The organism is Burkholderia sp. AU32262 (assembly GCF_020419985.1).
In the GTDB taxonomy this organism is placed as follows: domain Bacteria; phylum Pseudomonadota; class Gammaproteobacteria; order Burkholderiales; family Burkholderiaceae; genus Burkholderia; species Burkholderia semiarida.
Genome location: NZ_JAIZRS010000018.1, coordinates 1 through 15,553, shown reverse-complemented (window position 1 = coordinate 15,553; position 15,553 = coordinate 1). Strand labels below are relative to the sequence as shown.

At 65.7% G+C, this 15,553-nt stretch carries 13 protein-coding genes and 1 tRNA gene; 10 read left to right on the top strand and 4 right to left on the bottom strand.

Features of this window, described 5'->3' with window-relative positions; all coding sequences use genetic code 11:
* Positions 1-2: 2 nt before the first annotated feature.
* Entirely contained in the window at positions 3-2,780 is a 2,778-nt protein-coding gene (locus LGN10_RS21535; protein WP_226224975.1) for a type VI secretion system Vgr family protein, read from the bottom strand.
* A 350-nt stretch (positions 2,781-3,130) separates the two neighbouring features.
* Here LGN10_RS21535 and LGN10_RS21530 point away from each other — a divergent pair.
* Positions 3,131-3,221, top strand: a tRNA-Ser gene (locus LGN10_RS21530).
* 84 nt (positions 3,222-3,305) lie between these two features.
* Here the strand turns inward: LGN10_RS21530 and LGN10_RS21525 are convergent.
* The 3 genes from LGN10_RS21525 to acs all read right to left on the bottom strand — a co-directional run bounded on the left by LGN10_RS21525 (position 3,306) and on the right by acs (position 7,737).
* Positions 3,306-5,321 (bottom strand): sodium:solute symporter family protein, encoded by a 2,016-nt coding sequence (locus LGN10_RS21525; RefSeq protein ID WP_226224973.1) that lies wholly within the window; start codon positions 5,319-5,321, stop codon positions 3,306-3,308.
* A gap of 3 nt (positions 5,322-5,324) precedes the next feature.
* On the bottom strand, positions 5,325-5,669 hold the full coding sequence (locus LGN10_RS21520) for a DUF4212 domain-containing protein (RefSeq protein WP_060966372.1): 345 nt from the start codon (positions 5,667-5,669) through the stop codon (positions 5,325-5,327).
* Positions 5,670-5,754: 85 nt separating this feature from the next.
* Entirely contained in the window at positions 5,755-7,737 is a 1,983-nt protein-coding gene (gene acs, locus LGN10_RS21515) for an acetate--CoA ligase (RefSeq protein WP_089464952.1), read from the bottom strand.
* Positions 7,738-8,062: 325 nt separating this feature from the next.
* Here acs and LGN10_RS21510 point away from each other — a divergent pair, with 325 nt between their 5' ends.
* From LGN10_RS21510 to LGN10_RS21470, 9 genes are all read left to right on the top strand, one after another.
* Complete coding sequence (locus LGN10_RS21510) at positions 8,063-8,971, top strand: DMT family transporter (RefSeq protein ID WP_089464953.1); 909 nt, start codon at positions 8,063-8,065, stop codon at positions 8,969-8,971.
* Between the two features lie 111 nt (positions 8,972-9,082).
* Positions 9,083-9,667 (top strand): TIGR00645 family protein, encoded by a 585-nt coding sequence (locus LGN10_RS21505; RefSeq protein ID WP_059583558.1) that lies wholly within the window; start codon positions 9,083-9,085, stop codon positions 9,665-9,667.
* 44 nt (positions 9,668-9,711) lie between these two features.
* Positions 9,712-11,235 (top strand): fumarate hydratase, encoded by a 1,524-nt coding sequence (locus tag LGN10_RS21500; protein ID WP_059642274.1) that lies wholly within the window; start codon positions 9,712-9,714, stop codon positions 11,233-11,235.
* Between the two features lie 193 nt (positions 11,236-11,428).
* Positions 11,429-11,905, top strand: a complete 477-nt coding sequence (gene bfr, locus LGN10_RS21495) for a bacterioferritin (protein ID WP_006478315.1) — start codon at positions 11,429-11,431, stop codon at positions 11,903-11,905.
* Between the two features lie 34 nt (positions 11,906-11,939).
* Positions 11,940-12,797, top strand: coding sequence for a glutamate racemase (gene murI, locus LGN10_RS21490; protein ID WP_226224971.1), 858 nt, complete (start codon positions 11,940-11,942; stop codon positions 12,795-12,797).
* A 150-nt stretch (positions 12,798-12,947) separates the two neighbouring features.
* Positions 12,948-13,184, top strand: a complete 237-nt coding sequence (locus LGN10_RS21485; protein ID WP_006482749.1) for a bacterioferritin-associated ferredoxin — start codon at positions 12,948-12,950, stop codon at positions 13,182-13,184.
* Positions 13,185-13,402: 218 nt separating this feature from the next.
* Complete coding sequence (locus LGN10_RS21480) at positions 13,403-14,134, top strand: energy transducer TonB (RefSeq protein ID WP_226224969.1); 732 nt, start codon at positions 13,403-13,405, stop codon at positions 14,132-14,134.
* 36 nt (positions 14,135-14,170) lie between these two features.
* Positions 14,171-14,905: a MotA/TolQ/ExbB proton channel family protein gene (locus tag LGN10_RS21475; protein ID WP_059642283.1), complete on the top strand. Its 735-nt coding sequence runs from the start codon at positions 14,171-14,173 to the stop codon at positions 14,903-14,905.
* A gap of 13 nt (positions 14,906-14,918) precedes the next feature.
* Positions 14,919-15,347, top strand: coding sequence for an ExbD/TolR family protein (locus LGN10_RS21470; protein WP_059583550.1), 429 nt, complete (start codon positions 14,919-14,921; stop codon positions 15,345-15,347).
* Positions 15,348-15,553 lie beyond the last annotated feature (206 nt).

The window sequence follows — 15,553 nt, the reverse complement described above, 5'->3', positions numbered from 1 at the left end:
GCTCAGGTTCTGGACTTGAAAAAGCGAACCGCCAATTGTTCGAACTGATCGCTGCTGACCGGCGCCAGCTTGCCTTGCGCGTCGGTCTTCCCCTTGGTCAATTCGCCCGACGCCTTTCGCACCTCGGCTTCCATGCCCTCGACCGGCTGCCCGTCCGTGGCGCGTACCAGCTTCGGCACGCGCCCCAGCGAGCCTTGGTCGAACTTCGGAAAGTCGGCGCTCATGCTCGCCGGCCCGGCCCACGTATGCGACGCGGACTTGACGGTGAAACTCCCCGGACACCCGAGCTCGATATCGCCGCCATGCAGCTTCAGATACGCGCCGCCCGACGTCACGAACACGACCTGCTCGCTGGCCATGCCCGCGAGCTTGCCGCCGCCCGCCGTCATCTGGATGTTCTTCGCCGAATCGATCTGCGTGTCGTCGTTCTGGCTCTGCAGCGCAACTTTCCCCCGGTTGGCGATTGCCGACACGCCTTCGCTGTGCGCAAACATCGCGACGCCGTGCCCGGCCTGCAGGTTGATCCGCTGCCCGCTCGTGTACTGCAGGTGGTTCTGCGCGACGACATCGACGTTGCCGCCCGCATGGGTCGTCACGGTCTTCGGCGTCGCCATGCTGACGCCGGCCGGTGCGGTGATGCCGATCGCGGCCATCGACGCGCCTGACGACTCACCGCCGCCGGACGCCTCGCCATTCGGCCAGCCTTTCACCGTGGTCATGAGTGCATCGTGCGGCTGCGTGTCGGGCGCGACGCCTTGATGCTGGGCCGCATAGTCGCCGAGACTCTTGAACAGCTCGACGCATTCCTGCATCAGTTGCAGATACTCGTCCCGCGCGAGGTGGCCGTCACTGGCGCGCAGCCGCTCCCAGGCCGAAATCAGCATCGCCTTGCCGCTTCGAATCGCCACGTGCGCATCGCTGCGCAATTCCGCGCCTTCGCCGCGCGCCGCCCCCTGCCCGTTGTCGCGCGGCTGCGTCAGATAGCCGAGGTTCAGCTGACTGTACGCATGCTCGCTCGCCAACTGGCTGCTGATCTGCCCGGGCGTATCGTCGAAGCGGATCTGGTTGTACCGCTGCCCCTTGATTTCCTTCGTCTTCGTGCCGGAAAGATAGCGGTTGCCCGGCAGCGCGCCGGTATGACTGAAGGTCGCCGGCATGTTCGGCCCATTGGCCAGCACACCCATCACGACGAGCCGGTCCGGATCGCCGCCGATATGGCCGATCAGCACTTCCATGCCGACGCGCGGCAACGTATTCGCGCCGAAATTCGACCCGGCGAGCGCGCAGGCGACGCGCACCGGTGCGCTGTCGGACGGCGTGCCACTCGTGCCGGCACCCTGCGCGTGCGCATGATCGTCCGCGCTCAGCCCCTGGATCCGCACCCGGATGCGGCCCATTTCATCGCAGAACACCTCCTCGCCCTCCGGCCCGACGACGACGGCCGTCATCGGATGCACGGGCGGCAGGTCGACGTGCGGATCGTAGGCAGGCGTCAGCGGCACGCCGCGCCGCACGCACGAGAACGTGTTCTCGTAGCGCCTGTCGCTTTCGTCGCCCGGCTTGCCGCTCACGTCGGTCGGCACCGCGCTGAACAGCACGCGGCTTGCCGCGAACAGCGATTGCGCGCGCTCGTTCAGTTCCTTCGGCAGATTGTTTCGCACGCAATGATGAAGCGACGTGACGACAAACTGCCGCTGTTCAGCCGGCAACGTGTCGAGTTGAGGATGCTCCGCGAGCGCAAACCAGTGACCGACGGCCAGATCACGCACGTTGCTCACGCCGTCGACGGATTCGGCGCGCAGTTCATGCGCCAGCATCCGGTCCTTGCCGATCCGGTCGAGATCGGACGACGAATCCCCGGCGTGCGGGATATCGATCACGACGTCGGCCAGCAAATGCCCGAGGTCGTTGCCACTGTCGCCCTGATCGACGATCGTCGCCTGCTCGGTTTGGGACATCCGGCCGCTCTTGTAGTCCCACGTCGGCCGGACGATCTTGCCCGGAATCAACCGGCGGCTCGTCGCCCACAGCGTGATCGAGTCGCGCTCTTCGGTGGCGGCGTCACGGTGGTAGCGGATGGTGCCGGCGGCCGTCTGCGGCAACTTCATCGAGTCGTCGGCAAAGACGAGCGTATGCACCGGCGTGTCGTGCGCATTGCCGCTCGCCCGCTCCCCGGCCTTGCCCGCCTTGACGAATACGGTCGCTCCCTCCCGTCGCAACAGGCGCCGAATGAAGTGCGCGTCCGACTCGTTGACCTGCCGTGTGAGTTCCCGCGCGGGGTAACGCTCGGCTTGCAGACCGGACAGGTCGAATTCGAATGCGCCCGCGAGCGCCGAGCTGCGCTGGCGCCATTCCTGAAGCAGCACACCCAGGATGTCGGGCAGGCTCTTCGACCGAAACAACCGCGAATTGGTCCGTCGCTCCATCACGGACAGCACGTCGCGAATCGTCAGCTGGTAGCAGGTCAGTGAACCGTCCGATTGGCCGGTGCGAACGTCGGTGACAATGCCGTTGATGGTATGGAGACGCCCGCGATCGGTCGTCATCTCGACGGAGACCGGCAGCCCGATGAAGCCGCGGATCGGAAGATCGGCCCGTGACGACACGCAGGTCAGATGCCCCTCGATGCCCGTCATCAACCCTTCGCGGATATCGGCATACTGGAGCGCAAGTACCTGCTCGAGCGTTTTCTGGGCGGCCCCCCAGTTCATGCGAACCGGCCGATTGTTCTGATCGACCACCCCGGACGCAAACGTGCGCAGCAATTCGGCTGTATTCACAGCGTGACTCTCAGGATTTTGTTTGACTTCGTTATTCGGCAAGCAATCACGCCCGCTGGTCCGTCCTGGGAGTGCCGCCCGTCTGATTTTCGGCGAGCATAACAAATTTGTCGGCTTGGTGACGGCTTTTTGACAGGATTTAGAATCCTTTTTGCGAAGCGTCCGAACGGACTCTCCAGTTCACATTCTTTCGAACCGGGACGTTCCGTGTCCGATGTAGCGAACCGGTCGTACGGGTCGTCACGATCTGACGCAGGGCGACGCGCGCTCGGTATGGATCGACGATTTTCCGACGGGCGAGGAAGGGAGTGGCGGGCTGCCGCCAGAGTTTGCTATACTCTCGGTCTTCCGGAGAGATGGATGAGTGGTTTAAGTCGCACGCCTGGAAAGCGTGTATAGGTTAATCGCCTATCGGGGGTTCGAATCCCCCTCTCTCCGCCAGAATACGTGAGGCCCCTGATTTCCCTAGGAATCAGGGGCTTTTCATTTTGGGACCGCCGACACGCCATACATCGCCCCGCCCCCTCACGGATGCCGAATGTAATCCACCAACGCCCGCGTATACTCATCCGGCCGCCTGTCGCACAGACTGACCACGATCGCCACCGCAAACCCCGCCGGCACCCCGAACACGCCTGAACTGATCGGCTCGATCCCGAACCACGTGCGCCCGGCGAACCCGGTCAGTTGCGTGAAGAACGGATACGTCGACACGATGTAGTACACGCACACCGCCAACCCCGTCACCATCCCCGCAATCGCGCCACGCGTCGTCGTGCGCTTCCAGAACACCCCCAGCACCAGCACCGGAAAGAAGCTCGACGCCGCCAGAGAAAACGCGGCGCCGACGAGAAACAGGATCTTTCCGGTATTGAGCGACGCGACATACGACGCGAACAGCGCCACCCCGAGCAGCAGCACCTTCGAGATCGTCACGCGCCGCTGGCTCGACGCATCGGGCGCCACCATGCAGTAGTAGACGTCGTGCGACAGTGCATTCGCGATCGTCAGCAGCAGCCCGTCCGCGGTCGACAGCGCCGCGGCCAGCGCACCGGCCGCGATCAGCCCCGACACCACGTACGGCAGCCCCGCGATTTCCGGCGCGGCCAGCACGACCATGTCCGGCTGCATCTGGATTTCCGACCAGTGCACGATGCCGTCGCGAATCACCTCGACGACGCTGATCAGGTCGGGCTCGAAGTGATGCCACTGCGTGACCCACCCCGGCAATTCGGCGAACGGCCGCCCGACGAGATTCGCGAGGATCTCGTACTTGATCAGCACCGCGAGCACAGGCACGCTCAGGTAGAACAGCGCGATGAAGAACAGCGTCCAGCCGACCGAGCGCCGTGCCGACGCAACCGACGTGGTCGTGTTGTAGCGCGTCAGGATGTGCGGCAGGCTCGCGGTACCGAGCGACAGGCACAGCAGCAGCGCGAGGAAATTCCGCTCGCGCGGCTTGCGTTCGTCTTCGCTCGCGGCCGGAAACGGCTCGTGCATCGGCACGGGCGGCTCGGCACGCGCGAGCAGGTCGTCACGCGCCTGCGTCCACGCCACGCGCGCCGCCGCCGGATCGCGCGGGAAATCGGCCAGCTCGCGCTCGCGCCGGCTGATCTCGCGCAGCGGCCCGTTGTGGCGCCGCAGGTCCGCAAGCTGGTCGACGAGATGCCGGCGCGCGTCCGCATAGGACGCCGGCAACCGGTCGAGCCGCGTCTGGATGGCCGCGGCTTGCCGGCGGTATGCATCGCGCACCTGCTGCTCGTCGCGCGCGTCGCGCACCTGCGCCTCGCGCGCCGCGACGCGCTCCATCAGCTTGCCGTAATTGAACTGCGGCACGGGGCCGAGCCCGTTCTTCATCGCGATCAGCGACACCGGAATCAGGATCGCGCTGATCAGGATGATGTACTGCGCGACCTGGGTCCACGTGACCGCACGCATCCCGCCGAGAAACGAGCACACGAGAATGCCCGCGAGCCCGCAGAAGATGCCGATCGCGAAATCGACCCCGATGAAGCGCGTCGCGATCAGGCCAATCCCCTGGATCTGCGCGACCAGGTACACGAACGAACACAGGATCGCCGCGCCGGCCGCGAGCGCGCGCACGGCCGTGCTGGAAAAGCGCGTGCCGAGAAAATCGGGAATCGTGTAGCGCGCGAGCTTGCGCACATACGGCGCGAGCAGGAACGCGACGAGGCAGAACCCGCCCGTCCAGCCCATCACGTACGCGAGCGCGTCGTAACCGGTCGCGTAGAGCGAGCCGGCCAGACCGATGAACGACGCGGCCGACAGCCAGTCGGCCGCCGTCGCCATCCCGTTGAACGCGGGCGGCACGCGCCGCCCGGCCACGTAGTACTCGACGAGATCGGACGTGCGCGACAACAACCCGATCACCGCGTACACGGCGATCGGCACGAACAGGAACACGTAGCCGATCCACACGCCCGAGCCCGTCGCGCGCTCGATCCGCCACATCAGCAGCACGAAACCGAGAAACCCGAGCGTATAGAGCGCGTACGCGCGTATCAGTCGATGTGTCAGCATGAATCAGCGCCCGCCGTTCGCATGGCCGGCGCGCGCCGCATGCTCGTCGTACGCGCGGCGCAGCGTGCGGTCGGCGCGCTGCATCAGCCCGATGTAGACGACGATCAGCACGAGGTACACGAGAATCGCGCCCTGTGCGCCGACATAGAACGGCAGGCTGAAGCCGGCGAAGCGAACCCCGGCGAGCGCGGGCCCGAAGAACGGCACGATGAACGACACCGCGAAACCGATCACCATCAGCACCGCGATCAGCGCGACGTTGAAGCGCCAGTAGCGTGCGTGCGCACGCGCGAGCGGCGCGGGAACGGGAGGTGGCGCAGCAGGCGCCGAACGGGTCGGAACGGTCATGCCGTTATGTAGCAAAAAGCCCCTGCGCGGGCAATCGGGATTGCCGCGCAGGGGCTCGTGCGCGTGACGCGCAACCGGCAGGCGCTCAGCGCACTTCGGTGAGCTGCTCGAGGATGGCCGGATTCTCGAGCGTGGACGTATCCTGCGTGATCGCCTCGCCCTTCGCGAGCGAGCGCAAGAGGCGCCGCATGATCTTGCCCGAGCGCGTCTTCGGCAGGTTGTCGCCGAAGCGGATGTCCTTCGGCTTCGCGATCGGCCCGATCTGCTTGCCGACCCAGTCGCGCAGCGCCTTCGCGAGCGCCGCGGCTTCGTCGCCTTCCGGGCGCGAACGCTTCAGCACCACGAATGCCACGACCGCCTCGCCCGTCGTGTCGTCCGGGCGGCCGACCACCGCCGCCTCCGCAACCAGCTCATGCGACACCAGCGCCGATTCGATCTCCATCGTGCCCAGCCGGTGGCCCGATACGTTCAGCACGTCGTCGATCCGGCCCATGATCGTGAAGTAGCCGGTCTCCTTGTCGCGCACGGTGCCGTCGCCGGCCAGATAGAGCGTGCCGCCGAGTTCTTCCGGGTAGTAACTCTTCTTGAAGCGCTCCGGGTCGCCCCAGATCGTGCGGATCATCGCGGGCCACGGGCGCTTGACGACCAGAATCCCGCCTTGCCCGTTCGGCACGTCCTGGCCGGTCTCGTCGACCACCGCGGCCATGATGCCCGGCAACGGCAGCGTGCACGAACCCGGTACGGTCGGCGTCGCGCCCGGCAGCGGCGTGATCATGTGGCCGCCGGTTTCGGTCTGCCACCACGTATCGACGATCGGGCAGCGCTCGTGGCCGACGTGCTTGTGATACCACATCCACGCTTCCGGATTGATCGGCTCGCCGACCGTGCCGATGATGCGCAGGCTCGACAGGTCATAGCTCTTCGGATGGACCTTGTCGTCGGCTTCGGCCGCCTTGATCAGCGAACGGATCGCGGTCGGCGCGGTGTAGAACACGGTGACCTTGTGATCGCCGATCATCTTCCAGAAACGGCCGGCGTCCGGATACGTCGGCACGCCCTCGAACACGACCTGCGTGCCGCCGCACGCGAGCGGACCGTACGTGATGTACGTGTGGCCCGTGACCCAGCCGATGTCGGCCGTGCACCAGAACACGTCGTCGGGTTTCCAGTCGAAGGTCCACTTCATCGTCTGCGCGGCCCACAGCAGGTAGCCGCCCGTGCTGTGCTGCACGCCCTTCGGCTTGCCGGTCGAGCCCGACGTATACAGGATGAACAGCGGATGCTCGGCGCCGACCCAGGTCGGCTCGCAGCGGTCGGATTCGCCGTCGGTCAGCTCGTGCATCCACAGGTCGCGGCCCGCATGCCAGTCGATCTTGCCGCCGGTGCGGCGATAGACGATCACGCTCTTGACCGCTTCGCAGCCGCCCAGCGCGATCGCCTCGTCGGCGATGCTCTTGAGCGGCAGCGTCTTGCCGCCGCGCGCCTGTTCGTCGGCGGTGATGAGTGCCACGGCGCCGACGTCGACGAGCCGCTCGTTGAGCGATTTCGCGGAGAAGCCGCCGAACACGACCGAGTGCGTCGCGCCGATGCGCGCGCAGGCCTGCATCGCGACGATGCCTTCGATCGACATCGGGATGTAGATGACGACGCGATCGCCCTTGCCGATCCCGCGTTTCTTCAGCGCATTGGCGAAGCGCGACACGCGTGCGAGGAGATCGGCATAGGTGACGCGGGTGACGGTGCCGTCGTCGGCCTCGAAGATCACCGCGACGCGCTCGCCGTGGCCCGCTTCGACGTGACGGTCGAGACAGTTGTACGACGCGTTGAGCTCGCCGTCGTCGAACCATGTGTAGAACGGCGCGTTACGCTCGTCGAGCACCTTGGTGAACGGCTTGTGCCACGTGAGGCCCTCGCGCGCGAGGCGCGCCCAGAAGCCTTCGTAATCCTGCTCGGCCTCGGCGACGAGCGCGCGATAGGCCGGCATGCCGGAAATGGTCGCCGTCTTCTCGAGCGCCGCGGGCGGCGCGAACTGACGGGTTTCGTGAAGAACCGATTCAATCGCAGACATCGACTACCCCTTGGTGAACATGAATCCTCTGCATGGCGGCGCGATCGTGCGCGCCGCGCGTCGTCCTGGCCGGCGCTGCGCGCCGCTGTCTCCCACCACCCGCGCGCGGCCGCGAAGGCCTGCGCACGATGCTGCACCGCACCACATCAAGTCACGTCACGCAAACGTGACCTGCGGCGCGGCAGTTCCACGATAAGCGCGCCAACTTACCCGTCACTTACGCGGCATGGCCGTTTCGTGCGCGACGCGCCGCATCGAGGCCCGCTTTACGCTGTTACAACCGCGACCCTACAATCCTAACTGAACTCGCCTTCCGGATTCCAGCTTGAATCGCTACGCCCTCTTCCTCATCCTGTCGATGCTGTTCGTCGGCAGCAACGTCGGTATCGGTAAATCCATCGTTGCATTCGTCCCCGTCGCCATCCTCGCCACGCTGCGCTTCGTGATCGCGATCGCGGTGCTGTGGCCGCTGTTCAGCCCCGCGAAGATGCGCACGGTCAAGCGCGGCGAATGGCTGAACCTGTTCCTGCAGGCGTTCTTCGGCACCTTCATGTTCACGCTGCTGATGCTCAACGGCGTGCAGCGCACGAGCGCGGTGGCCGCGGGCGTCATCACGAGCACGATTCCGGCGATCGTCGCGCTGTTCGCATGGCTGATCCTGCGTGAAAAACCGAACGGCCGTGCGCTCGTGTCGATCGCGCTCGCGATCATTGGCGTCGTGACGATCAACCTCGCCAACGGCAGCGCGGCCGGCCACGGCGCGCAGGGCGACGCGTCCGGCTCGCTCGCCGGCAACCTGCTGATCCTCGGCGCGGTGTGCTGCGAATCGATCTACGTGATCCTGTCGCGCCGGCTCACGCAGACGCTCGCGCCGATCGACATCTGCGCGTATACCCACCTGTTCGGCCTGTTCCTGATGCTGCCGCTCGGCGCGACGGCGCTGTGGCGCTTCGATTACGCGAGCGTGCCCGCCGGCACCTGGGCGCTCGTCGTCTGGTACGGGTTGTCGGCCAGCATCTTCTCGTTCTGGCTGTGGATGAAGGGCATCCGGCACGTGCCGGGCAGCCTCGCCGGCGTGTTCAGCGCGGTGTTGCCGATCGCGGCAGCCGCGTACGGCATCGCGTTCCTCGGCGAGCGCCCGACGCTCGCGCACGGCATCGCGCTCGCGTGCGTCGTCGCCGGCATCGTGCTCGCGAGCCTGCGCGTCAAACGCATGCCGGCGGCCGCCTCCTGATCCGTCCCCCGCGGCGTCGGCGCATCGCTGCAGTCGCGCCGGCCGACGCGTTACAATAGCGCGCCTTTTCAAGATTACCCCGATACCTGCGCACCGCGCCCGTACCCCGACATGTCCGCCCCGCATTCGCCCGGCCATCCTGGCCGTCGCCCGCTTCGCCCGCTTCCCGCGCTGATTTTCATGAGCCGCTGGCTCCAGGTTCCGCTCTATCTGGGCCTGATCGTCGCGCAGGCCGTCTACGTGTTCCTGTTCCTGAAGGAAGTCTGGCACCTGCTGTCGCATGCGACGGGCCTCGACGAAATCAGCGTGATGCTCGCCGTGCTCGGCCTGATCGACGTGGTGATGATCTCGAACCTGCTGATCATGGTGATCGTCGGCGGGTACGAAACCTTCGTGTCGCGGCTCGGCATCGAGGGCCACCCCGACGAGCCCGAATGGCTCGACCACGTGAACGCGGGCGTGCTGAAGGTCAAGCTGTCGATGGCGCTGATCAGCATTTCGTCGATCCACCTGCTGAAGACGTTCATCAACCCCGACCAGCACACGACGCACGCGATCATGTGGCAGGTGATCATCCACGTGTCGTTCCTCGTGTCGGCGCTCGTGATGGCGTGGGTCGACCGCCTGACGACGCACACGCACCCGGCCCATTTCCACGAGGCGCATGCGTCCGCAGCGTCCCGACCGGCGGCCTGAACCGTCGGCAACGCATTCCCCACTGTCCCCACAGAGTCTCAGCCATGACCGTCATCAAACAGGAAGACCTGATCCAGAGCATCGCGGATTCGCTGCAGTACATCAGCTACTACCACCCGCTCGACTACATCCAGGCCCTCGGCCGCGCGTACGAGCTGGAAGAGAGCCCGGCGGCGAAGGACGCGATCGCGCAGATCCTCACGAACAGCCGCATGTGCGCGGAAGGCCGCCGTCCGATCTGCCAGGACACCGGCATCGTCACGATCTTCGTGAAGGTCGGCATGGACGTGCGCTGGGACGGCGCGACGATGGGCCTCACCGACATGATCAACGAAGGCGTGCGCCGCGGTTACACGCACCCGGACAACGTGCTGCGCGCATCGATCGTCAATCCGCCGGAAGGCGCCCGCAAGAACACGAAGGACAACACGCCGGCCGTGATCCACTACGAGATCGTGCCTGGCGACAAGGTCGACGTGCAGGTCGCGGCGAAGGGCGGCGGCTCGGAAAACAAGTCGAAATTCGTGATGCTGAACCCGTCCGATTCGATCGTCGACTGGGTGCTGAAGACCGTCCCGACGATGGGCGCCGGCTGGTGCCCGCCGGGCATGCTCGGGATCGGCATCGGCGGCACCGCCGAGAAGGCGATGCTGATGGCGAAGGAATCGCTGATGGAGCCGATCGACATCCAGGAAATCATCGCGCGCGGCCCGAAGGACTGGGTCGAGGAACTGCGTGTCGAACTGCACGAGAAGGTCAACGCGCTCGGCATCGGCGCGCAGGGCCTCGGCGGCCTCGCGACCGTGCTCGACGTGAAGATCATGGCGGCGCCGACGCACGCGGCGTCGAAGCCGGTCGCGCTGATCCCGAACTGCGCGGCCACGCGCCACGCGCACTTCGTGCTCGACGGTTCGGGCCCGGCCAAGCTTGAAGCGCCGTCGCTCGACGCCTGGCCGAAGGTGCAGTGGGAACCGAACACGGAAACCAGCAAGCGCGTCGACCTGAACACGCTGACGCCGGAAGAAGTCGCGAGCTGGACGCCGGGCCAGACGCTGCTGCTGTCGGGCAAGATGCTCACCGGCCGCGACGCCGCGCACAAGCGCATCGCGGACATGCTCGCGAAGGGCGAGAAGCTGCCCGTCGACTTCACGAACCGCGTGATCTACTACGTCGGCCCGGTCGATCCGGTGCGCGACGAAGTCGTCGGCCCGGCCGGCCCGACGACGGCCACGCGCATGGACAAGTTCACCGAGACGATGCTCGCTCAGACGGGTCTGATCTCGATGGTCGGCAAGGCCGAGCGCGGCCCGGTCGCGATCGACGCGATCAAGAAGCACAAGGCCGCCTACCTGATGGCGGTCGGCGGCGCGGCCTACCTCGTGTCGAAGGCGATCCGCGGCGCGAAGGTGCTCGCGTTCGAAGACCTCGGCATGGAAGCGATCTACGAATTCGACGTGCAGGACATGCCTGTAACAGTTGCCGTCGATTCGTCGGGCACGTCGGTGCACCAGACGGGTCCGAAGGAATGGCAGGCGAAGATCGGCAAGATCCCGGTCGCAGCCGCGTAAGCGCGATCGAACGAAAGGCCGGACGCGCGTCCGGCCTTTTTACTTCTCATTCTCATTATTGTGCGCGGCCGGTTATTCAAGGCTGATTCTCATTACACGCAAAAGGCAGGCCCGACAAGGCTTCGAGGCTTGGCTTTTCTCGTTCGAGCGATTATCGTTCGGTTTCTGAAGCTCCACTGAACAAGGAACAGCCATGCAAGGCGACAAGAAAGTCATCGAATATCTGAACGCCCAACTGAAGAATGAACTCACGGCGATCAACCAGTACTTCCTGCATGCGCGCATGTACAAGCACTGGGGCCTCGACAAGCTCGGCAAGCACGAATACGACGAGTCGATCGGCGAAATGAAGCACGCCGACTGGCTGATCGAACGCGTGTTCATGCTCGACGGCCTGCCGAACCTGCAGGACCTGCACAAGCTGCTCGTCGGCGAGGAAACCGAAGAGATCCTGAAGTGCGACCTGAAGCTCGAGCAGATCTCGCAGTCCACCTGCAAGGAAGCGATCGCCTACTGCGAATCGGTTCGCGACTACGTGTCGCGCGAGATCTTCGAAAAGATCCTCGACGACACCGAAGAGCACATCGACTGGCTCGAAACGCAGATCGACCTGATCGGCAAGGTCGGCCTGCAGAACTATCAGCAAACGATGATGGGTTCGGCCGAGTAATCGCCCTGCCCGCCAGCCCGCCGCCCGCCCGACGATGACGCACCCGTCCGCCGCTACCGCGCCGCACGCCGCCGCCCCTGTCGGCATCTTCGACTCGGGGCTCGGCGGCCTGTCGGTGCTGCGCGCCGCGCGCGCGCACCTGCCCGGCGAATCGTTCGTCTACGTAGCCGACTCGCACCACGCGCCATACGGCCCGCGCGACGAGGCATTCATTACGGAACGCACGCTGGCCATCGGCGAGTGGCTCGCGCGCGAAGGCGCGAAAGCGCTCGTCATCGCATGCAACACGGCAACGGCTCGGGCGATCGCGGCCATCCGCGAACGCCTGTCGATACCGCTCGTCGGCGTCGAGCCGGGCATCAAGCCGGCCGCCGCGCTGTCCGCGACCGGCGTCGCGGGCGTCCTCGCCACACAGTCGACGCTGAACAGCCCGCGCTTCCAGGCGCTGCTCGACCGCTACGGCGCCGGCCGCCGCTTCATCTGTCAGCCCGGCCACGGGCTCGTCGAAGCGATCGAGCGCGGCGACACGAACTCGCCCGCACTACGGGCACTGCTCGAGCGTTACATACAGCCGATGCTCGACGACGGCGCCGATACGCTGGTACTCGGCTGCACGCACTACCCGTTCTTCACAGAAACGATTCGTGACATTGTTGGCGAGCGCCTGACGATCGTCGACACGAGCGATGCCATTGCCCGCCAGCTCGCGCGGGTGCTCGACGAATGCGGGCTGCGCGCGCCGGCCGGCACGCACGCCGCGCCGACGCGCTTGTGCTCGACGAGCGACGGCCTGCAACTGCGCGCGCTCGCGTCGACGCTGCTCGGCCTCGAGGCGCCGGTCGAATCCGTCACCATTTCCTCGCCGAACGCGCACGCCTGCGCGACCGCCTGACGCGCGCCGGCACGCCGGGCTCCCACGGCGGCCAAGCCGCCGCTTCCTTTCAAGGGTCCGATGACCTTAAAAAAAGCCCGACCCAGGCTTGTCAACACCCGCAAAATTAATGATAATAATTCGCATTAACGTTAGCTATCGCAACTCATCATGATCGTCTGCGTGTGCAAGTCTGTTTCCGATCGCAAGATTCGCGCGTCCCTCGCGGAGGGCGTGAACTCTTTCGATGAACTCCAGTTCGAGCTCGGCGTGGCCACGTGCTGCGGCAAGTGCGAGGAGTCCGTACGCGACCTAATGGCCGAGCAAGGCGTCTGCGCGAGCCGGTGCGGTGTCGAGCATCATGCTCATCCGATCCCGGTCACGTTCTACGACCGCAAGGCGGCCTGAGCGGCGCCGAGCGTGTGCATGCGGCCCGGGCCGCATTTTTTGTCTTGACCGTCAGCAAGCCACCGTCTGCGCGAGCCAACGGCTTACCTGCCAAGGAGCCTGTGATGGAATTGCTGATCGGATTCGTAACCACCGTTTGCATCTCGCTGCTGATCTTCCGCAAGTGATGCCGATTCACCCGCCGCGCCCCGGGTGCGGCGTCGTTCTTTCAAGCTAACATGCAGGCTTCGCATCTCGCTCCTGCCGGCGCCATGCCGGCTGCACCACGTATGAATCCCCGAGTGATCGTCGTCGCGGTCGGCGTGCTAGCCGCACACGCGATCATGCTGACGGCCGCATGGCTCCATCGCAACGCGCCGCCGCCGAAATCGGTCGAGGTCCAGACGATCACCGCGCAGCTCATCACGCCTGCGCCGATCGCGCAGCAGGTCGCGGCCGAATCGATTCCGCAGCCCGCCCCGCCGAAGCCCGTGCCGCGCGTGAAGCCGAAGGTCGAGCCGAAACCGGTGCAGAAAGCCGCAAAGCCGACCCCGCAGCCGGTCGCGCCGTCGCCGGCGCCGTCGCCCACCCCGGCTCCCGCGGCCGATCCGACACCCGCTCCGGCCGCGCCCGCGCCCGCCGCACCGGCCGCCACGCAGGGCCCGGCGCGCGAAACGATGCAGGTCAGCGCGCCGAAGAACGTGCCGACGCTCCAATGCAACTTCGTGAAGCCCGACTATCCGTCGATGTCGCGCCGCCGCGGCGAATCGGGCACCGCCTATGTCCACTTCGTCGTCGGCGTGACCGGCAAGATCGAAAGCATCGATCTGCAGAAGAGCAGCGGCTATCCGCGCCTCGACGATGCCGCGCTCGACGCGATGCGCGCGACCACCTGCCGTCCGTACATCGAGAACGGCGAGGCGATCCGCGCCGCCCGCACACAGCCCTACAGCTTCGGGCTCACCGACTAACCTGCCTCATCCGGAAGATTCAAAGGAAACAAAAAAATGCAAAGCTACGGTATCGCGCACGTCTGGGCGCAAGGTGATTTCGTCACGCGCGCCATTGCGATCACGCTGCTCGTGATGTCGGTCCTGTCTTGGATCGTGATCGTCATCAAGGGCTGGAACGTGATCCGCCTGAACCGCCTCACGAAGAACGCCGAACAGGCTTTCTGGCATTCCGACGATTTCGACGACGGCATCAAGAAGCTCGGCCTCGCCGCGTCGACGCCGAACGACAACCCGTTCCTCGCGCTCGCGCTGTCGGGCAAGGAAGCCGTCGACCACCACCATCACACGCAACCACATCTGCACGATCGCATGGACGTATCGGACTGGGTCACGCGCTGCCTGAAGGACACGATGGACGAAGGCATTTCGCGCATGCAGAGCGGCCTCGCGATCCTCGCATCGGTCGGCAGCACCGCGCCGTTCGTCGGCCTGTTCGGCACGGTCTGGGGGATCTACCACGCGCTGCTCGCGATCGGCGCCACCGGCCAGACGTCGATCGACCAGGTCGCGGGTCCGGTCGGCGAATCGCTGATCATGACGGCCTTCGGCCTGTTCGTCGCGATTCCCGCGGTGCTCGGCTACAACGCGCTGATCCGCGCGAACAAGGGTGTCGTCAGCAAGCTGCGCCGCTTCGCGCACGGTCTGCACGCGTACTTCGTGACGGGCGCGAGCCTCGCGTCGTCGTCGACGCGCGATGGCCTGCGTCTCGCATCGCGCACCGCCAGCTGAGACGAGGTGAACCATGGCCATGAACACCGGTTTCAGCGACGATGACGACGATGCCGTGATGAGCGAGATCAACATGACGCCGCTCGTCGACGTCATGCTCGTACTCCTGATCATTTTCCTCGTGACGATCCCGGCGATGCAGCATGCGGTGAAGATCGACCTGCCGCACGCCAGCAGCCAGCCCGTCGACGAAAAGCCGCAGACCGTCGACGTCGCGATCCAGGGTGACGGCACGATCCTGTGGGACGACCACACGGTCACGCGCGAACAATTGCAGGCGCGCATCGCGGAAGCCGCGAAGCGCACGCCGCAGCCGGAATTGCATCTGCGCGCGGACCGCAAGGTGGCCTACGAGCACGTCGCGGAAGTGATGTCGGATGCACAGGCTGGCGGCTTGACCAAGCTCGGCTTCGTGACGGAGCCCGGCGCGAAAACGAAGTAACACGCGCACGTTCTGTCGTCGCCAGTAGTCACTGCGCGCCTTGCCGGCCGCACCTAGCCGGCCGCACCTAGCCGGCCGCACCTAGTGTCCTGTTCCGTTGTTAACTGGTCTATCTTCGCGTAGCATGTTGACGTCAACGGAACGGGAGACGTCAGCATGGCGATGGGACGACCGAAGGCGGAACTGGTGCTGAGCGAAGACGAGCG